The 18,018-nt window shown below is 72.6% G+C and carries 16 protein-coding genes, 1 tRNA gene and 4 pseudogenes; 5 read left to right on the forward strand and 16 right to left on the reverse strand.

Annotated elements, in window-relative coordinates; all coding sequences use genetic code 11:
• Window positions 1-74: 74 nt before the first annotated feature.
• From Prum_RS15250 to Prum_RS15260, 3 genes are read left to right on the forward strand one after another with little or no spacing between them, the layout of a single operon-like run.
• Window positions 75-1,109: an SGNH/GDSL hydrolase family protein gene (locus tag Prum_RS15250; RefSeq protein WP_173077180.1), complete on the forward strand. Its 1,035-nt coding sequence runs from the start codon at window positions 75-77 to the stop codon at window positions 1,107-1,109.
• A gap of 9 nt (window positions 1,110-1,118) precedes the next feature.
• On the forward strand, window positions 1,119-1,907 hold the full coding sequence (locus Prum_RS15255; RefSeq protein WP_173077181.1) for an SGNH/GDSL hydrolase family protein: 789 nt from the start codon (window positions 1,119-1,121) through the stop codon (window positions 1,905-1,907).
• 26 nt (window positions 1,908-1,933) lie between these two features.
• Window positions 1,934-3,181 carry an acetyl-CoA C-acetyltransferase gene (locus Prum_RS15260; RefSeq protein ID WP_173077182.1) on the forward strand — a complete coding sequence of 416 codons (1,248 nt, stop codon included), beginning with the start codon at window positions 1,934-1,936 and terminating at the stop codon, window positions 3,179-3,181.
• 186 nt (window positions 3,182-3,367) lie between these two features.
• Here the strand turns inward: Prum_RS15260 and Prum_RS15265 are convergent, their stop codons facing one another.
• The 3 genes from Prum_RS15265 to Prum_RS15275 form a co-directional block, all read right to left on the reverse strand.
• Window positions 3,368-3,688, reverse strand: coding sequence for a hypothetical protein (locus Prum_RS15265; protein ID WP_173077183.1), 321 nt, complete (start codon window positions 3,686-3,688; stop codon window positions 3,368-3,370).
• 115 nt (window positions 3,689-3,803) lie between these two features.
• Window positions 3,804-4,613 (reverse strand): Bax inhibitor-1/YccA family protein, encoded by an 810-nt coding sequence (locus Prum_RS15270; RefSeq protein WP_173077184.1) that lies wholly within the window; start codon window positions 4,611-4,613, stop codon window positions 3,804-3,806.
• 77 nt (window positions 4,614-4,690) lie between these two features.
• Window positions 4,691-4,771: transfer RNA gene (locus tag Prum_RS15275), tRNA-Leu, on the reverse strand.
• 90 nt (window positions 4,772-4,861) lie between these two features.
• Here Prum_RS15275 and Prum_RS15280 point away from each other — a divergent pair.
• Window positions 4,862-6,703 carry a hypothetical protein gene (locus tag Prum_RS15280; protein ID WP_173077185.1) on the forward strand — a complete coding sequence of 614 codons (1,842 nt, stop codon included), beginning with the start codon at window positions 4,862-4,864 and terminating at the stop codon, window positions 6,701-6,703.
• On the opposite strand, the gene Prum_RS15285 is transcribed toward Prum_RS15280, so the two are convergent.
• The 9 genes and pseudogenes from Prum_RS15285 to Prum_RS15325 all read right to left on the reverse strand — a co-directional run bounded on the left by Prum_RS15285 (window position 6,704) and on the right by Prum_RS15325 (window position 14,569).
• Window positions 6,704-8,026 (reverse strand): NAD(P)/FAD-dependent oxidoreductase, encoded by a 1,323-nt coding sequence (locus Prum_RS15285; protein WP_173077186.1) that lies wholly within the window; start codon window positions 8,024-8,026, stop codon window positions 6,704-6,706.
• A 78-nt stretch (window positions 8,027-8,104) separates the two neighbouring features.
• The gene (locus Prum_RS15290; protein ID WP_173077187.1) at window positions 8,105-8,647 is read right to left on the reverse strand and encodes a hypothetical protein; all 543 of its coding nucleotides are present in this window, start codon (window positions 8,645-8,647) and stop codon (window positions 8,105-8,107) included.
• A pseudogene (locus Prum_RS15295) lies at window positions 8,644-9,992 on the reverse strand (DUF58 domain-containing protein). The gene Prum_RS15290 and the pseudogene Prum_RS15295 overlap by 4 nt, the downstream one beginning before the upstream one ends.
• An 86-nt stretch (window positions 9,993-10,078) precedes the next feature.
• Window positions 10,079-11,067 (reverse strand): annotated as a pseudogene (locus Prum_RS15300) (AAA family ATPase); the annotation flags it as partial.
• A complete protein-coding gene (locus tag Prum_RS15305; RefSeq protein ID WP_173077188.1) occupies window positions 11,064-11,654 on the reverse strand; it encodes a hypothetical protein in 591 nt (196 codons plus the stop codon). The gene Prum_RS15305 and the pseudogene Prum_RS15300, both read right to left, overlap by 4 nt.
• Window positions 11,651-12,373: a DUF4129 domain-containing protein gene (locus Prum_RS15310; RefSeq protein WP_173077189.1), complete on the reverse strand. Its 723-nt coding sequence runs from the start codon at window positions 12,371-12,373 to the stop codon at window positions 11,651-11,653. Before Prum_RS15310 ends, Prum_RS15305 begins: the two co-directional genes overlap by 4 nt.
• 61 nt (window positions 12,374-12,434) lie before the next feature.
• Window positions 12,435-13,148, reverse strand: coding sequence for a uracil-DNA glycosylase (locus Prum_RS15315; protein ID WP_173077190.1), 714 nt, complete (start codon window positions 13,146-13,148; stop codon window positions 12,435-12,437).
• Window positions 13,149-13,167: 19 nt separating this feature from the next.
• Window positions 13,168-13,850 (reverse strand): annotated as a pseudogene (locus Prum_RS15320) (dienelactone hydrolase family protein).
• A gap of 206 nt (window positions 13,851-14,056) precedes the next feature.
• Window positions 14,057-14,569 (reverse strand): LppU/SCO3897 family protein, encoded by a 513-nt coding sequence (locus tag Prum_RS15325; protein ID WP_246277904.1) that lies wholly within the window; start codon window positions 14,567-14,569, stop codon window positions 14,057-14,059.
• 165 nt (window positions 14,570-14,734) lie between these two features.
• Between Prum_RS15325 and Prum_RS15330 the strand changes: the two genes are divergently transcribed.
• Entirely contained in the window at window positions 14,735-15,163 is a 429-nt protein-coding gene (locus Prum_RS15330; protein ID WP_173077191.1) for a hypothetical protein, read from the forward strand.
• Between the two features lie 277 nt (window positions 15,164-15,440).
• Here Prum_RS15330 and Prum_RS15335 read toward each other — a convergent pair.
• The 4 genes and pseudogenes from Prum_RS15335 to Prum_RS15350 all read right to left on the reverse strand — a co-directional run bounded on the left by Prum_RS15335 (window position 15,441) and on the right by Prum_RS15350 (window position 18,014).
• Window positions 15,441-16,348: pseudogene (locus Prum_RS15335) on the reverse strand (Ppx/GppA phosphatase family protein).
• Between the two features lie 99 nt (window positions 16,349-16,447).
• Window positions 16,448-16,954, reverse strand: coding sequence for an amino-acid N-acetyltransferase (locus Prum_RS15340; protein WP_173077192.1), 507 nt, complete (start codon window positions 16,952-16,954; stop codon window positions 16,448-16,450).
• The gene (locus Prum_RS15345; protein WP_173077193.1) at window positions 16,939-17,454 is read right to left on the reverse strand and encodes a DUF501 domain-containing protein; all 516 of its coding nucleotides are present in this window, start codon (window positions 17,452-17,454) and stop codon (window positions 16,939-16,941) included. Before Prum_RS15345 ends, Prum_RS15340 begins: the two co-directional genes overlap by 16 nt.
• Window positions 17,451-18,014: an FtsB family cell division protein gene (locus tag Prum_RS15350; RefSeq protein ID WP_371871369.1), complete on the reverse strand. Its 564-nt coding sequence runs from the start codon at window positions 18,012-18,014 to the stop codon at window positions 17,451-17,453. The genes Prum_RS15345 and Prum_RS15350 overlap by 4 nt, the downstream gene beginning before the upstream one ends.
• Window positions 18,015-18,018 lie beyond the last annotated feature (4 nt).

Raw genomic sequence — 18,018 nt, forward strand, 5'->3', positions numbered from 1 at the left:
CCGGCAAACCCCAACCGTGTCGTACTGTCGCGCTAACCTCGTAAGCCGCAGGGGGCAGCAGTCGGGGGACGCTGATGAGTCAGAAGTGGCGGGTCGCCAAGCGGGCCGCGCAGGGGGTGGCGGTCGGAGCCGGGTTGCTCGCGACGGCGGCCGGCGTGATCGTGGCCCAGGCCAAGCAGGCGCGTCGGATCATTCCGCAGGCCGACAGTCCGCCGCCCCGCGGCGACGGCGTCTACGGCGCGCGGCTGCCCGGCAAGCCGATCACGATGGTGGTGCTCGGCGACTCGTCCGCCGCGGGCTACGGCACGTTCCGACCGCGCGAGACGCCCGGCGCGCTGCTCGCCAACGGCGTGTCGCGCCGGCTGCGCCGGCCGGTCCGCCTGCACCGCTTCGCGGTGGTCGGCGCCGAGTCCTCCGGGCTGGTCCCGCAGGTCGAGGCCGCGCTCGAGGTCAAGCCCGACATCGCGGTCATCCTGGTCGGCGGCAACGACGTCACCCACCGCACCTCCACCAGCACCGCCGTGCGCCATCTCGTCAACGCGGTACGCGATCTGCGCGCCGCCGGTGCGGAGGTGGTCGTCGGCACGTGTCCGGACCTGGGCACCATCCGGCCGATCAAGCCGCCGCTGCGGTGGCTGACCCGGTACTGGAGCCGGCAGCTCGCCGCCGCCCAGACGGTCGCCGTGGTCGAGGCCCGGGGTTGGACGGTTTCCCTGGGCGACCTGCTTGGGCCCCGGTTCACCGCCGAGCCGACCCGGATGTTCTCGTGGGACCGCTTCCACCCGTCCGCCGAGGGGTACGCGGTGGCGGCCGCCGCCCTGCTGCCGACCGTGCTGGCCGCGCTGGGCTCCGTCGACGAGCGGCGGGAGGTGCTGGCCGTGGGCGAGGGCGTGCGGTCGCTCCCGCACGCGGCGCACGAGGCCGCCCGGCGCGCCGGCACCGAGGTCAGCGGTGCCGAGGTGGCCGGCCGGGAGCGCGGCCCCGCCGGCCGGTGGGCCCAGCTGCGGCGGCGCACCGCCTGGTTCGGGCATCCTCACCCAGACGAGGCCGAGCAGGTGGTCGATGCGGCCGTACCCTTGGAAGAAACCGCTTCCCGGACCGAAGGCTGAGGTGACGGCATGCCCACGGCGCGACAGCTGGGCCGCGCGACGGTGATCACGTTGATCGCCGGTACGGTCGGCGGCGCCGCGCTGCTGGCCGGCGAGGCCGTCGTGGCCCGCAACCGGCGCTACGCGAAGCCGGAGATGGGTCTGGCGCTGCGCACCTCGATGGGTCCCGACAGCGCGCCGCCGCTGCGGCTGGTCATGATGGGCGATTCGTCCGCGCTGGGCGTGGGCGTCGACCAGCTCACCGACACGATCGGCGGCCAGCTCGCCCAGATGCTCGCCGACGGCACGACGGGCGCGGCGCCACGCCATGTCCACCTGTCCAGCGTGGGCGTCTCGGGCTCCCGGTCGACCGACCTGGCCACCCAGGTGGCGCGTGCGCTGCTCGGCGGTCGGCCGGACGTCGCGGTGATCCTGATCGGCGCCAACGACGTGACCAGCCTGCGCCGCCCCACCGAGGCGGCCGCATACCTCGGCGCGGCGGTCCGGCGGCTGCGCGACGCCGGCGTCGAGGTCGTCGTGGGCACGTGTCCCGACCTCGGAGCGGCCCGCGCGATCGCCCCGCCGCTGCGCCAGATCGCCGGCTGGCTCGGCCGCCGCGTGGGCCGGGCGCAGACCAAGGCCGTGGAGGCCGCCGGCGGCACGGTGGTCGACCTGGCCACCGAGACCGGCGCGGTGTTCCGGGCCGACGCGGGCACGCTCTGCTACGACGGCTTCCATCCGTCGGCCGACGGCTACCGGGTGTGGGCGCACGCGCTGCTGCCGGCGGTGATCCGGGCGGCGGTCCCCACTACCCGGTGAAGTTACCGACGAGTAAGGTGACTGTCATGCCGAACGCCGTCATCGTCGCCACCGCACGATCCCCGATCGGGCGGGCCGGCAAGGGATCGCTCCGCGACGTACGCCCCGACGACCTGGCCGCCACCATCGTCCAGGCCGCCCTCGACAAGGTGCCCCAGCTCGACCCCGCCGAGATCGACGACCTGTACCTCGGCTGCGGCCTGCCCGGTGGCGAGCAGGGCTTCAACATGGCCCGCGTGGTCGCCACCCTCCTCGGCCACGACCGGCTCCCCGGCGCCACGCTCACCCGGTACTGCGCGTCGTCGCTGCAGACCACCCGGATGGCGTTCCACGCGATCGCCGCCGGCGAGGGCGACGTGTTCATCTCGGCCGGCGTCGAGTGCGTCTCCCGGTACGCCCGGGGCAACTCCGACGGCCTCCCGCCGGAGGCCCAGGCGGCCGTCGGCGGTGGCTGGGACAACCCGCGCTTCGCCGAGGCACGCGCCCGCTCGGCCGCCCGCGCCCAGGGTGGCGCGGAGGTGTGGCACGACCCGCGCGAGGCCGCCGAGCTGCCCGACGTCTACCTCGCGATGGGCCAGACTGCGGAGAACCTCGCTCAGCTCTACGGGGTCACCCGCGAAGACATGGACGAGTTCGGCGTACGCAGCCAGAACCTCGCCGAGAAGGCCATCGCCGACGGCTTCTGGGCGCGCGAGATCACCCCGGTGACGGTGCCGTCCGGCGACGTGGTCAGCGCCGACGACGGGCCGCGGGCCGGGGTGACCATGGACGGCGTCGCGGGCCTTCAGCCGGTCTTCCGCCCGGACGGCCGGATCACCGCCGGCAACTGCTGCCCGCTCAACGACGGCGCGGCCGCCGTGGTGGTGATGAGCGAGACCCGGGCCCGCGAGCTCGGCGTCACGCCGCTGGCCAGGATCGTCTCCACCGGGGTCACCGGCCTGTCCCCCGAGATCATGGGACTCGGCCCGGTCGAGGCGTCCCGGCAGGCGCTCAAGCGGGCCGGCATGACCATCGACGACGTCGACCTGGTCGAGATCAACGAGGCGTTCGCGGCGCAGGTGATCCCGTCGTACCGCGACCTGGACATCCCCCTCGACAAGCTGAACGTCATGGGCGGCGCGATCGCGGTCGGGCACCCGTTCGGCATGACCGGCGCCCGCATCACCGGCACCCTCCTCAACGCCCTGGACTGGCACGACAAGACGGTCGGCCTGGAGACCATGTGCGTGGGCGGCGGTCAGGGCATGGCCATGGTGCTGGAGCGCCTGAGCTGATCCCAGGCCCTGCCCCTCGGCCCGGACGGGCCGGGGCCGGGCCGAGGCCCGGCGTTCGTCGATCAAGGACTTTCGCGTCGATCAAGGGCAAACGGCCGTGGATTGGAGATCAAAGCACGACCGTTTGCCCTTGATCGACGGCAAAGTCCTTGATCGACGGCGCGAGGGCCCGGGGCGCCGCGCGGGTCAGGTTAGGGAGTGGCGGACGGTGGATATGTCCGTGGCTGCCTGGGCTAGGACGGTGGGGGGTGGGGTGGCGGCCAGGAGGTCGGCCGTTACCACCCGGAACTGGTCTATCAGGGCGGTGTCCGTGGGGAGGCGGGGTACCGGGCGGCGGGGTTGGCCCTCGGCGTCGGCGGCGCGATCCGCCAGGCGCTGGACCAGGGCGTACAGCAGGTCGCCGCGGGACGACTCGCCGCCCGCCTGAGCCGCCCACCGGGGCGCGGCCCAGTGGCCGGTCTGGCGTACGAGCAGGTCGACCGCCCGGCTCAGCTCTTGCGCGCTCACGTGACCCCCGATGCTCTATGAGTGTTTTGCACCTTTTAGGGTAAGTGGGCTTCCCGGCCCGAAACAGCCGGACGCCCGCCCCGAGCGGGGAGCGGGCGTCCGGCGTGGACGATCGTCAGTCATCTCCCTGGAAGTAGCTGATCAGGCGAAGGATCTCCAGGTAGAGCCAGACCAGGCTCACCAGGATGCCGAAGGAGGCGACCCAGGAGTAGCGCTGCGGAAGGCCCATCCGGACGCCCTCTTCCACCTCGTGGAAGCTGAGGATGAAGCTCAGCGAGGCCACCACGATGCAGACGAGGCTGAAACCGATGGCCAGCGGGCTGCCGTCGCGCAGGCCGGTGTTGATGTCGAAGAGCGAGAGCACGAGGTTGATCATCATGACGGCGAACAGGCCGACCATCGCCGCGATGACACCGCGTACGAACCGGGGCGTGGCCCGGATCGCGCGGATCTTGTAGAGGATGGCCATGAGGAAGAAGACGCCGAACGTGGCGGTGACCGCCTGCAGCACGATGCCGTCGTAGAACGACTCGTACGCCTTGCTCACCATGCCGACGAAGACGCCCTCGAAGACGGCGTACGCGACGACCAGCGCCGGGTGAGCCATCCGAGAGAACGAAATGATCAGACCGAGCACCAGCCCGATCATCGCGCCGCCGATCCAAGCGGCCCCGGCCAGCGAGTCTGGAATCAGCACCCAGGCGGCCGTCGCGGACACGCCGAGGATGCCGAGCAAGGCCACGGTCTTGACCACGACGTCGTCGACGGTCATCGGCCGTACGGTGGGCGGCGCGGCCGGGTAGTCGGTCGTGGGGTACGGCGTACCGTAGCCGGGCTGCCCGTACCCGACCGGGGCGTACCCGGCGGCTCGCTCCCGCTCCGCCGCCTGGCCGAGCCGGCTAAGCACCGGGTTTGAGGTCTTCACGTCAAGCCTCCCTGACAGGTTTGTGCACGTTGACCGTGCCCTATCTAGGGTAAACGGCAAAGGCTCCTAAACCAGAGTGCCCGGGGCGGGACTCGAACCCGCATGCCTCGCGGCAGCCGCTTTTAAGGCGGCCGTGTCTGCCGTTCCACCACCCGGGCAGGCGCGCGACGGCGCGCAGAATGCCACGGTAACCGGTCCACGCCCACCGGGGCGCACCCGGACGGCCGGTCGGCACTAGGGTCAAGGCCGTGACCAGCACAGCCCGAGCCGCGCAACCGGACACCGGCCAGGCCGCCCACAGCACCACTCCGGCCACGAAAACCGCCCAGCCAGCCGGTTCAATCCGGACCAGATTGGCTGCTCAGGTCCGGCCGTACGCCCCCGACCTGGCGATCTGCCTGGTCTTCGTGGCGCTGGCCGGGTGGGTCACACATGGGCTCTGGCCCGATCCGGGCGGGCGCGTGCTGGCGCTCAACCCCGAAGACCAGACCCTGTACGAGTGGTTCCTGGCCACCGACACGAAGTTCTACTTCGGCGACTGGAGCCTGCTCACCGAGCGCCTCAACGCGCCGAGCGGGGTCAACCTCCTCGCCAACACCACCGTCATCGCGCTCGGCGCGCTCTTCACGCCGGTGACCTTGATCTTCGGCGTGCCGGTCACGTTCGCCCTGATCGCCGGCGGCAACCTGGCCGGCACCGCTATCGCGTGGTACTTCCTCTTCACCCGCACCCTCGGTGCCAGCCGGCTCGCGGCGGGCCTCGGCGCCGGCCTGTGCGGCTTCGGCCCGGGGATCGTCTCGCAAAACAACAGCCACCTGCACATGACCGCCCAGTTCCTGGTCCCGGTGCTGGTCTATCTGGTCGTACGGCTGGCGCGCGCGGCCGACCCGAGCGCCCGCCCGGAGGGCGTCGACCGCCGTCGGGTGGTCACGTCCGGGCTGTGGCTGGCCTTCGTGGTGACGGTGCAGGTGTTCATCGGCGAGGAGGTCCTCTTCCTCACCGCGGTGACCCTCGCCGTGCTGACCCTCACGTACGCGGTGGCGCGGCGCGACTTCGCCCGGCGGGTGCTGCCGTGGTTCCTGGCCGGCATGGGGGTCGCCGTCGGCGCGGCCGGGGTGCTCCTGGCGTACCCGCTCTGGTTCCAGTTCGCCGGGCCGCTCAGCGTGCCGAACGGGGTCTTCAGCCCGCACTACTTCTCCGCCGACCTGGCGAGTTGGTCGGCGATCTCGCCGCTGTCGATCGCCGGCTCCAACGACTCCGCCCGCCTGTCGACCGGCTCGGCGGAGTACAACACGTTCCTCGGCTGGCCGCTCATCCTGGTCGCCCTCGCCTGCGCGATCCGCATGATCCGCCGGCCGCTCGTCGTGGCCGTCACGCTCACCGGGATCCTGATGGCCTGGCTCTCGCTGGGCCCAGACATCGTGATCAACGGGAAGCGGACCGACATTCCCGGCCCGTACGCCGTACTCGTGGGAGTGCCGGTCGTGGACGGCGCCCTGCCGATGCGATTCGCCCTGGCGCTGCTGCCCCTGGTGGCGGTGCTGCTGGTGCTCGCCATCGACCAGGCCCGGCGATCCACCTGGCCGCGGTGGCTGATGCCCGGCGCGGTGGTCGTCGCCCTGCTGCCGATCTTCCCGGCGCCGCTGCCGACCACCGACCGCCCGGCGCTCCCGGAGTTCATCTCGGGCGGGCACTGGCGCAGCTGCGTCAAGCCGGGCGGCGTCATGGTGCCGGTGCCCATCGCCACGCCGCCGCAGCCGTGGGCGATGCGCTGGGCGGCCGCGGCGAACGTCGAGTTCGGGATGCCGGAGGGCTTCTTCATCGGCCCGTACGGCGCCAAGCGCCGGGCGTCGATGGGCACCTACAAGCGGCCCACCTCGCAGCTCCTCGCCGACGTGGCCAAGGACGGCGGGCGGCCCGGGATCGGCGAGGACCAGCTCCGCATGGCCCGCGAGGACCTCGCGTTCTGGGGCGCCTCCTGCGTGGTGCTCACCGACGACGCACCGCACCGCGACGACCTGCAGGCCACGCTGGAGGCGCTCCTGGGCCCAGGCACCCGGGTCGCGGACGCCTGGACCTGGAAGATGTGATCAGGACTTGATCGGCGGGGTCACGTCGGTGAACTCCACGCGCGGGTCGTGCAGCTGACCCAGCGCCACCACCTCGCGCTTGAGGAAGAACGCCAGCGTCCAGTCGATGATCACCCGCACCTTGCGGTTGAAGGACGGGATCCGGCTCACGTGGTACGTCCGGTGCATGAACCAGGCCGGCAGCCCCTTGAGCTTGATGCCGTACACCTGGGCGACGCCCTTGTGCAGGCCGAGGCTGGCGACGCTGCCGACGTGCTTGTGCTTGTACGGCGTCGGCTCCTGGCCGCGGATCACCGCCCGGATGTTGTCGGCCATCCGGACCGCCTGACGGACCGCGTGCTGGGCGCTCGGCGAGCAAAACGTGCCGGGCGGGCCGGTCAGGTCGGGCACCGCGGCGCAGTCGCCCGCGCTCCACGCGCCCTCGAGCACCCGGTCGCCGTCGACCACCTGGAGCGTGGCCGCGCAGGTGACCCGCCGGCGCTCGTCGCGCGGCAGGTCGGTGTCGTCGAGCATCGGCGACGGCTTCACGCCGGCGGTCCACACGAGCGTGTCGGCCGGGAAGCTGTCACCGTCGGAGAGCTTCACCACGCCGTCCACGCAGGACTCCAGCCGGGTGTCGAGCCGGATGTCCAGGCCGCGCTGCAGCAGCTGCTGCACGGTGTACGCGCCCATGTCGCGGTCGACCTCGGGCAGCACGCGCTGGGTCGCCTCGACGAGCACCCAGCGCATGTCGTCGACGCTGAGCTCGGGGTAGTACTTGAGCGCGTCCCGGGCCATGTCTTCCATCTCGGCGAGCGCCTCGATGCCGGCGTACCCGCCGCCGACGAAGACGAACGTCAGCGCCCGGCGGCGCGTCTCCGGGTCGGTCGTGGCGGCACCCACGTCGAGCCGGTCGAGCACGTGGTTGCGCAGGTAGATGGCCTCGCCGATGGTCTTGAACCCGATGCCGTGCTCGCGCAGCCCGGGGATCGGCAGGGTACGCGAGACCGAGCCCGGCGCCACGATGATCTGGTCGTACTCGATCTCCAGGGGCGGGCCGATGATCGGCTGCACGGTCGCGGTCCGGCGGGCGTGCTCGATCCGGGTGACCGCCCCGGCGACGATCTTGCAGTGCTTCAGCTCGCGCCGCAGCGGCACCACGGAGTGCCGCGGAGAGATGTTTCCCGCCGCCGCTTCCGGCAGGAACGGTTGGTATGTCATGTGCGGCTGCGGGTCGACGACCGTTACCTCGGCCTCGCGCGCCCGTAGCTTCTTGGACAGCCGCAGGGCCGCGTACAGCCCGACGTGGCCGGCCCCCACCACAAGGATCCGTTGCGGATTCACGGCCTCAATCATCCGCCTGTGGCCGCGATTACACCGGGCCGACGTGGGGTTCTGTGACCGAGGCCGCTACCAGGGCCGCTAGCGACGCCGCAGGAGCCACGCGAGCAGGGCCGCGGCGCCGACCGCCACCGCCAGGCCGGCGAGCGCGGCGGCCAGGAAGGACCGGTCCCCGACCCCGTCGGCGGCGGCGAGCAGGAGCACGCTGAGCACCGCCGAGCCGAGCAGCACGGCCAGCGCCCGGGACAGCCAGCGGATCACCACCTCGAGCGGGACCTTGGCGTCGTACGGCAGGAGCGCGGCCAGCGTCGCGAGGCTGTGGACGAGGTACAGGCACGACGCCAGGGCGATCATCCGGCCGAGGGTTACCGGGTCGTCGTACCAGACCGTGGAGACGACCCAGCCGCCCACCGCGATCAGGATCGCCACCGTCACCCACGGGCTGCGCGGTAGCACGGCCGCCAGCCCGGCCTGCAGGACGAGGATGCCGAGGAAGTAGACGGTCATGGCCTCGGGCGGGTACGCCGCGACGTACGCGGCCAGCGCGGCGGCGAACACCCCGGCGCGGATCAGCAGCGGCCCGAGCGTGGCCCGGGTGACGAGCATGACGGCCCGCTCGATCATCGCAACACCCCCTTGGGCGCCGACGCCAGCCGGGCCACGTCCCGCAGGACCAGGTCGAGGCTGCCGGCCCCGGCCCACCGCACCACCGGAACGCCGTGCTCGCGCAACTGGCCGACGGTGTTGTCCCGCTCCAGCAGCCACAGCCGGTGAGCCACGTCACTCCAGCCGGTACGGCGGGGCGGGGCGGCCGCCGGCGGCAGCGTGTCGACCGCGAGGACGAACCGGCCGGACCGGGCGAGCCGGGCCACCATCTCGGCCGACCGCCCGTCGACGAGCGGGGTCAGCACCACCACCAGCGCGTTCGAGGAGAGCAGGTGCGGCCCGAAGACCTGGTCGTACGGCTCGTACGGGGACGGCTGGGCTTCGACGTCCAGGAGCCACTCCAGCACGGTCAGGTACTGCCGGCGGCCGGTCGCCGGGCGCAGGCGGCGGGCGGACGTGCCGTACTCCAGCATCGAGACCCGGTCGCCGCGGTGCAGGTAGTGCTCGGCGATCGCGGCGGCGGCGCGCACGGTGGTGTCGAGGACGGACGCGCTCCCGCCGACGCCGCCGGAGCGCCCCGCCTCGGCCAGCACGTCGAGCAGCAGCACCACCTCGGCGTCGCGGTCGGACAGCGTGGCCGCGACGTGCAGCCGCTCGGTGCGCAGCGAGACCCGCCAGTCGATGCGGCGCAGGCGGTCGCCGGGCCCGAAGATGCGTACCCCGGCCAGTTCGCCGCCCTCCCCCGGCCGGCGCGACCGGTGGCCGCCGACCAGCCCGGCGGCCCGCGGCATGGCCTCGTCGGCGTCGAACGGCTCGGTGACCGGGTAGACCTTGACGTCGCGCGCCGCGGCGATGCCCGGCCGGCTGGCCATCAGCCCGTCACAGGCGGCGGCCCGGGCCAGGGCCGGCCCGAACGGGTGCCGCCCCCAGCGGTTCGCCGGGCCGCGCAGCTCGATCTCCTCCACCCCGCCCGGCGGCAGCGTCAACAGGCGCGGCCGGTCGCCCTCCTCGACGCGCACCCAGCGCGGGATGCGGGTGCGGACCACCACGAGGTCGTACGCCGGCACGTCCGGGTTGCCCACCGTCACCACGGCCGCCGCCTCGTCGCCCTCGGCGAGGTACGCGTCGTCCACGGTGAGCGCGATCCGCGGCCGTTCCCGGGGCGGCGGCGCAGCGCGACCGCGGTGCCCACCGCGAACGGGATCGCGAGCACGACCAGATCGACCCGCCCGACCAGCACGCCGGTGATCAGCAGCAGCCCGGTCAGCAGTACGGCCCGGCCGAGGGCGCGGGTGGGCGCCCACTCCGGGATGTCGTCGGCCGGCGCGAAGACGGCCTCCTCCCCCGGCGCGGCGGGCCGCAGGACGGTCACGGCGACTTCTCGCGGCGGCCGACCTCGAGCGACTCGGTGATCCGTACGCCCGGATCGCGGGGCCCGGGCGCGCCGTAGCCGGCCGCGTACGTGGGCATGGCACCGCTGGCCGGCGCCGGCACCTTTTCCAGCACCTCGCCGACCACGAAGGACGGGTCGACGCGGCGCAGCCACATCTCCGGGCGCAGCGTGATGCGGTGCGCCAGCGCGGGGGCGGCCACGTCCTTGACGTCTTCCGGGATCACGAAGTCCCGGCCGGCGAGCGCGGCGCGGGCCCGGGACAGCAGCAGCAGCGCCAACGAGCCCCGGGGCGACGCCCCGACCAGCACCGACGGGTGCTCGCGGGTGGCCGAGGTGAGGTCGACGATGTACCGGCCGATCGAGTCTTCGACCGCGACGTCCTCCAGGGCCGCCTGCATCCCGCGCAGGGTGGGGGATTGACGACGGCCTGTAGCTCGGCCTCCTCCTGGCGGCGGGACATGCGGCGGCGCAGCACGTCCCACTCCTCCTCCCGGGTCGGGTAGCCGAACGACACCCGCAGCAGGAACCGGTCCAGCTGCGCCTCCGGCAGCGGGTACGTCCCCTCGTACTCGATGGGGTTGGCGGTGGCGAGCACGTGGAACGGCGCGTCCAGCCGGTAGGTGACGCCCTCCACCGAGACCTGCTTTTCCTGCATCGCCTCCAGCAGGGCCGCCTGGGTCTTCGGCGGCGTCCGGTTGATCTCGTCGGCGAGCAGCAGGTTGGTGAAGACCGGCCCGGCCCGGAACGTGAAGTCGGCCCGGCGCTGGTCGTAGAGGAACGAGCCGGTGACGTCCGCGGGCAGCAGGTCGGGGGTGAACTGCAGCCGCCGGAAGTCCAGCCCGAGCACCTGCGCGAACGACCGCGCGGTCAGCGTCTTGCCGAGGCCGGGCAGGTCTTCCAGGAGCACGTGGCCACCGGCGAGGATGCCGGACAGCACCAGTTCGAGGGCGCCGCGCTTGCCGACCACCACCGTGCCGACCTGGTCCAGCACCGCATGGGCCAGCCGGCCGACCTCGTAGACGGGTACCGGTTCGACATCACTCATAGCTTCTCCAGACGGGAGACGGACGCCGCCAGGTCGGACGGCGCCAGCGGGCGCTTGGCCGGGGTGGTCAGGAAGTTCCACAGTGGATCACCGATGAGCGCCCGCGCGCGCTTCGGGTCGCTGTTCAGCGTAAAGCCGTGCCGCTGCCGCAGGCGCTCGTCGACCATTTCCCGCAGCAACGGCCGCACCGAGGTCTGGAAGCGCTCGCGGTCGGATTCGTACCAGCTCAGCCGCCGCTCCCAACGCGTCACCGCGACGCGCAGCGCGTCCTGCTCGGCGAGCCAGTTGTAGGAGCCGCTCTCCTCACCGGCGCCGCGCGGAATCCCCGCCCGGGGCTGCGGCGGCGCGGCTACCAGCGCGACCACCCGGCGCAGCATCAGCAGCGCGAGGCAGCCGGCGTACGCGAGCGGAATAGACAGCGCCAGGCCCGCCATCCGCAGGCCGAACACGGCGACCGCGGCCATTCCACCGGCCATCAGCAGGGTACGGATCCACCAGCCGGTGCCGGTGGTCAGCCGCTTCTGGCGGGGCGGCGCGTCTTCGTCGTGCCGCAGCAGGTCGTCGATGCTCGCATCGGCGTCGGTCATGCGGGGCCCCCGACTCCGGCGGTGAGCTCGGCGCGCAGCCGTTCCAGGGCGGCGCGGGCGTGCTCGCGCATCCGCTCGTCGACGGTGTGCGTGGCGTACCGCGCCTCCCGGTAGACGTCCGCGAAGCCGGCCAGCACGTCGGCGCTGACGCGGTGGCCTTGCAGCAGCCGGCTGACCAGGTCGGTTGGCGTGTCGGCGACGTGCCGGGGCGTACCCGCCGCGGCCGCCGCCTGCTCCAGCCGCAGCCAGCAGGCGATCACGGCCCGGCGCGGGTCGAGGTCGGCGTCGGACAGGTCGATCAGGCCGGCGTCCAGCGCGGCGACGACCTCCTCGGCGCTCGCGGCCACATCCGGCACGGCCCGCGCCGGCATCCGGCCGCGGCGCACCTTCCGGGTGATCTCCCGGGCCAAGGTCCACACCATCACGCCCAGGAGTACGACCAGCACCGTGCCGGCGATGACCCCGATGGTGACGACGAGCCAGCGGGGCACCCGGGTCGGCTCGGTGTCGATGAGGTCGGCGGCCCCCTCGGTCTCCCCCGCCGCGGGCGGTGGCACCTCGAGCTCGGGTGGCGTGCTGGGGGCGCTATCGGCCTTGTCCACCCGCCCGATCTGCGGCGACGAGTGCGCAGCGGCGACCGCGGCCAGGGCGAGCAGCAGGGCAACCGCGGCCAGGGGCCACCATCTGCGCAGCGAACTGCTTAACGGGCTCGATGTCATGTTTGGCTTTATGTCCGAAATGTCAGTCGGTTGGGCGTGCCAGTAACCGTACCGCCCCGGATCAGGCCAGCCCCGCTCGGTGCTTCGCGTCAGCGAACACGTCGTCAAGCATCGCCGGTGTGAGCCGTCCGGTAAAGGTGTTCTGTTGGCTGACGTGATAGCAGCCGATCACCGTCGGTACGTCCGGGCCGCTCCACCGCGCCCCATGCCCGAACACCGGGCGCGGCACGGGCGGGCGTACGCCGTACACCGATGTCATGGCCGGCCACCACGCGGCCCAAGCGAACGCACCGAGCGCGACCACAACGCGCAGCGTGGGTTTAATCAGTGCGATCTCGCGGTGCAGCCAGGGCGCGCAGGTGTCCCGCTCGCCCGGGGTGGGCTTGTTGTCCGGCGGCGCGCAGCGGACGGCGGCGAAGATCCGCGTGTCGCGGAGCGCCAGCCCGTCGTCGCGCCACACGCTGGTCGGCTGGTTGGCGAGGCCGGCCCGGTGCAGGGCCGCGAAGAGCACGTCGCCGGAGCGGTCGCCGGTGAAGATCCGGCCGGTGCGGTTGCCGCCGTGCGCGGCCGGCGCGAGGCCGAGGATGCCCAGCCGCGCGCCGGGCGCGCCGAAGCCCGGCACCGGCCGCCCCCAGTACTCCTGGTCGCGGAAGGACGCCCGCCGGGTCGCGGCGACCTCCTCCCGCCACGCCACGAGGCGCGGGCAGGCGAAGCAATCGGCGACGGCGCCGTCGAGGTCGGCGAGGTCGGCCGCCCGCTGTGCGCGGGCGGCCACCTCATCCTTGGTACGCGTCTCAGCCAAGCTTCTTGCGGAAGAGCTCGAGTGTGCGGGCCCACGACGTGGCCGCCGCCTGCCGATCGAAGACCTCGGGACGGTCGTCGTTGAAGAAGGCGTGCTTGGTGCCGGGGTAGTCGTACAGGACGCAGTCGCCGCTGGCATCCTCGATGGACCGCTTGGCGATCTGAATGCCCTCCGCGGCGGAGGTGCCGTCCGCCTCGGAGCAGTGGATGATGGCCGACTTGCCCGCGTAGCCGGACCAGTCCGGGCTCATCCGCTCCCACGGCATCGGCGGGTAGAAGCCGACCGTGGCAGCGATCTTGTCGGAGAGAGTCGCCGACCAGAGCGCCAGGCTGCCGCCCGAGCAGAACCCCACGCTTCCGACCTTGCCGCCGGTCTCCGGACGCGCCGCGAGGTAGTCGGCCGCGCCGGCGATGTCCTTGGCCGCCTGATCCATGGCCAGGCCCATGAGCAGCTTGCCCGCCTCGTCCGGCTCGGTCGTGTGCTCGCCGTGGTAGAGGTCGGGTGCCAGCGCCACGAAGCCCGCCTCGGCGAACCGGTCCGTCAGCGAGACGATGTGCGGCACCAGGCCCCACCACTCCTGGATGACAATGACGGCCGGGGCACCTTGGACAGCGGGGAGGGCGAGGTAACCCTCACTGTTCCCCCATTGCTGCGATAGCTAACCATTTCGCCCATAGGCCGTCCTCCTGTCGGTCAGTCATCGTTGGCTGGTCGCACAGTGGCGTTCTGCGTGCGCGTAGCGTGCCATGCCGGACAGGGGTCGGGAAAGGCGAAGGCGGCGTGGCGTACACCTCGTTGTAGCTGGGTGTACACCACGCCGCCGCGTGGACCTTTGTTTCAGGCGGGCGTTGATCCGCCGCCAGGCGGGCGTTGATCCGCCGCTAGGCGGGCTTGAGGCAGAGCACGTAGCCCTTGCCGCCGGCCGGAATCGCGTAGTAGATGCTCTCCGCGCCGGCCTCCAGGTACGGGTTGCAAACCGTGCTGTCAGCAGCGGATGCCTGCTCGGCCGTGACCCCGTCGACCCGGCCGACCACCGAATACTTGGCCTCGGCCGAGGCGCAGTCGACAACCTTGGCGTTGTCGGCCTTGACCTCCTGGCCCTCCTGGATGTTCGACGGCAGGTCGGCGATGCAGTCCCCCTGCTTGGCCTCCGCCGTCGCGTCGTCGCCGCCGAGCACGTTGCGCAGCACGGCGAGGACGATGGCCACGATCACCGCGACCACGACGCCGCCGCCGATCCCGGCGATCTTCTTGCCGGCGCCGCCCTTCTTCTGCGGCGGGGCTGGCACGGGTGCCGACTCCGCCGGCCCGAAGCCCTGGTTGGGCGGCGGCGGCGGAGTTGCCGGTCCCCAACCTTGGGCCTGCGCCGGCGGTGGGGGTGGCTGGTTCGTCACGAGTGGGGTTCCTCTCCCAGGCAGTTTTCAGCTAGCCGTCGCACCGTAGCTGTGCAGCGCAAACGCTCGCCACCCCGGTCGCAGGGCGTGCTCGCGTGGGCGCTCTTAGTTGCGATCTGTCCACATTGCACCTTTGTTCTTGGCGGCTCGGGCTAGTGTGTCGCCGTGCAGGCCGACGATGTGTTCGGGCGTCTCGCGAACGCCACAGGGGTTTACCGCGGTCGCGGCGACGGCCCGGAGAGTGGGCCCTTCGTCGCCCGCATGGCGGTGGCGTCGGCCGTACGCGGGCGCGCCGTGACCCTCGACTACGAGGCGACCAACGACCGAAACGGCCTCCAGCACGTCGAGCACACCGTCCTGGTCGCCGGCGAGGCGGGCCGACTGGAGCTGCACGTCGCATGCCTGGAGCTACCCGGGGTGGTGCGGTTCGCGCAGACCGGGCCGGGCGAGTTCACCGCGTACGAAGGCCCGCTGGTAGCCCGCATCGTCCTGCGCCTGCCCCAACCGGGCGCCATCAGCTACGCCTGGTGGTGGTCCCGCGACGAATCCGACCCCCGCGAGCAGTCCAGAGCCGACCTCCGCCGCACAGGCTGACCATCTCCCCTCCCGCCCGCGCGCCCCTCGCCCAAGGACCCGCACGCCGCGGCCACGCCCGCACCTACCCGCACCCGCCCGCTCCCGCGCGTCGATCAAGGGCTTGCGCGTCGATCAAGGGCGAACGGCCGTGCTTCGATCTCTAAACCACGACCATATGCCCTTGATCGGCGCAGGAATCCTTGATCGCCGCCGGCCGCAAGGCCGCGCGGCGCGGCGGCGGGCGGGGCGGCGGGGTGAGCGGTCGGCCGAGGTGGCGAAAAGGGCGCGGCGGGTGTTAGGACGGGCTGGCCGTGCTCCAGGCGATGCCGTCCAGGATGTCGTGCTCGCTGGCGATCACGGACCCCGCGCCGGCCCGTTCCATGATCACTCGCAGTACGAGGGCGCCGGCCCCGATCACGTCGGCCCGGCCCGGGTGCATGACGGGGATCGCCAGCCGCTGCGCGGTCGTCATCTCCAGCAGGTCGGCGGTGATCTTCGCCACCTCGTCGTACGACACGCGGCTGTGGTGGATGCGCACCGGGTCGTACTCGGTCAGGCCGAGCGCGATCGCCGCCACCGTCGCCACCGAGCCGGCGAGGCCGACCAGCGTCGCGGCGCCCCGGCCGCCCACCGCGTCCAGCGCCCGGTCGACGGCGGCCGTGATGTCGGCGGTCGCCGCAGCGACCTCGTCGGACGAGGGCGGGTCGGTGTGCAGGTGCCGTTCGGTCATCCGTACGCAGCCGATGTCCACCGAGATCGCACTATCCACGCTGGAGGAGCCGACCACGAACTCGGTGGAGCCGCCGCCGATGTCCACCACCAGGTACGGCGCCTGGGCCGACAGCCCGCGCACCGCCCCGGTGAACGACAGCCGTGCCTCCTCGTCGCCGGTCACCACCTCCGGCAGTACGCCGAGCGTGTCCAGCACCATGGCCCGGAACTCGTCGGCGTTCGCCGCGTCCCGGGTGGCCGAGGTGGCGCACATCCGCACCCGGCTGGCCCGAGGTCACGGACGACGGCGGCGTAGTCCGCCAGCGCCACCCGGGTCCGCTCGATCGCCTCGGGCGCGAGCCGGCCGGTACGATCCACGCCCTGCCCGAGCCGGACGATCTCCATCCGCCGCACGACATCGACGAGCCGGTCGCCAACGATGTCGGCTATGAGGAGCCGGATCGAGTTCGTCCCGCAGTCGATGGCCGCCACCCTCGTCGTCACGCCGGCAACCCTATCCGGCCCTGGATTTGTGAACGCTTTCTGCTGCCAGGGCGACAGGAAACGTTCACAAAACCCGCCGGCAGAGCGCTACAGGTGCAGCAGCATCCGGGTGTTACCCAACGTGTTCGGCTTCACCCGCTCCAGGCCCAGAAACTCGGCCACGCCCTCGTCGTACGAGCGGAGGAGTTGCTCGTACACGGCGTGTGGCACGGGTGCGCCGTCGATCTCCACGAACCCGAACGAGCCGAAGAACCGGGTCTCGAACGTCAGCACGAACACCCGGGCCACGCCCACCTCGCGGGCCGCGTCGAGCAGCCCGGTCACGATCCGCTGGCCGATCTTCAGGCCCCGCTGGTCGGGGTGGACCGCCACCGACCGGATCTCGGCCAGGTCCTCCCACATCACGTGCAGCGCCCCGCACCCCACGACGGGGCCGTCCGCGCCCAGCGAGGCCACCCAGAACTCCTGCACGTCCTCGTACAGGGTCACGGTGGCCTTGCTCAGCATCCGGCGGCCGCCGGTGTACATGTCGATGAGCTCCCGGACCGCCCTGATGTCGGCGGTCCGGGCCCGCCGGACTACGACGTCACGCATGGTCCGTCCCGCCACCACGGCGCCACGCGGGCGATCACCTCGTCGCCGAACGGGTTGACGCCCGGCCCCACCGCCAGCGCGTGCCCGAGGTGCACGTGCAGGCACTTGACGCGGCCGGGCATGCCGCCGGCCGACGTACCGGCGATCTCCGGCACGTGCCCGATCGCCTCCCGGCGGGCCAGGTAATCCTCGTGCGCCGCCCGATACTCGGCGGCCAGCTCCGGGTCGGCGGCGAGCCGCGCCTCCATCTCCTTCATCAGCCCGGCCGACTCCAGCCGGCTGCACGCCGACGTCGCCCGCGGGCAGGTCAGGTAGTACAGCGTCGGGAACGGGGTGCCGTCGGCCAGCCGCGGCGTGGTCTCCACGACGTCGGGCAGCCCGCACGGACACCGGTGGGCCACCGCCTTCGTACCGCGCGGCGGCCTGCCGAGCTGCGCGGCCACCGCCGCGCGGTCACCCTCCGTCGCCGCTTCCCGCACCGGAGGGGGTACGTCGTTCACTGTGCCACGGCTTTGTCGGCGGCCTGGATGCTGGACCAGAGCGTGTCGTACCACGGGTCGGCCGGCGGTTTCTTGGCCGCGTCGGGGTTGGCGCCGGCGTCCCGCGCCGCGCCTTCGGGGTCGTCGAGGACCACCAGTGGGACCTCGCCCGGATAGACCATGAAGAACCGCTTCCGTGCCTGGATCTTGATGTACTCGGGGTCCTGCCACAGCGCCGCCTGCTCGGTCAGCTCGCCGATCCGGCGCCGCTGCTCGGCCTGAGCCTGCTCCATGCGGGCGATGTCGGACTGCTGGGTCAGGTAGACCCGGACCGGGTAGGTGTAACCGAGCGCGAGTGCGATCAGCACCACCAGCAGCACGGTCGCCCGGCCGGTCAGCCGGCGCGGCTGCGGTGCGGTGGTACGCCGCGCGGGTGCCCGCCGCGCCGCCGCGGGCCGGGCGCTGGACCTGCGGGGGTGCCCTGGCCCCGCCGCTGGGAACGCCGCGGCGGCGTCTGCCCGGCGGGCGACTGCCTCTGCGTCATCTCCCCTCCCCGGCGATCTAGGTCCTATCCGATGGATCTTC

This window comes from Phytohabitans rumicis (genome assembly GCF_011764445.1).
Taxonomy (GTDB): Bacteria; Actinomycetota; Actinomycetes; order Mycobacteriales; family Micromonosporaceae; genus Phytohabitans; species Phytohabitans rumicis.

Excerpts from the sequence above, each read along its gene's own strand:
- Prum_RS15310 (WP_173077189.1), bottom strand. The coding sequence starts at position 12,373 with ATGACATCGAGCCCGTTAAGCAGTTCGCTGCGCAGATGGTGGCCCCTG.
- Prum_RS15260 (WP_173077182.1), top strand. The coding sequence starts at position 1,934 with ATGCCGAACGCCGTCATCGTCGCCACCGCACGATCCCCGATCGGGCGG.
- Prum_RS15305 (WP_173077188.1), bottom strand. The coding sequence starts at position 11,654 with ATGACCGACGCCGATGCGAGCATCGACGACCTGCTGCGGCACGACGAA.
- Prum_RS15255 (WP_173077181.1), top strand. The coding sequence starts at position 1,119 with ATGCCCACGGCGCGACAGCTGGGCCGCGCGACGGTGATCACGTTGATC.
- Prum_RS15290 (WP_173077187.1), bottom strand. The coding sequence starts at position 8,647 with ATGATCGAGCGGGCCGTCATGCTCGTCACCCGGGCCACGCTCGGGCCG.
- Prum_RS15340 (WP_173077192.1), bottom strand. The coding sequence starts at position 16,954 with ATGCGTGACGTCGTAGTCCGGCGGGCCCGGACCGCCGACATCAGGGCG.
- Prum_RS15250 (WP_173077180.1), top strand. The coding sequence starts at position 75 with ATGAGTCAGAAGTGGCGGGTCGCCAAGCGGGCCGCGCAGGGGGTGGCG.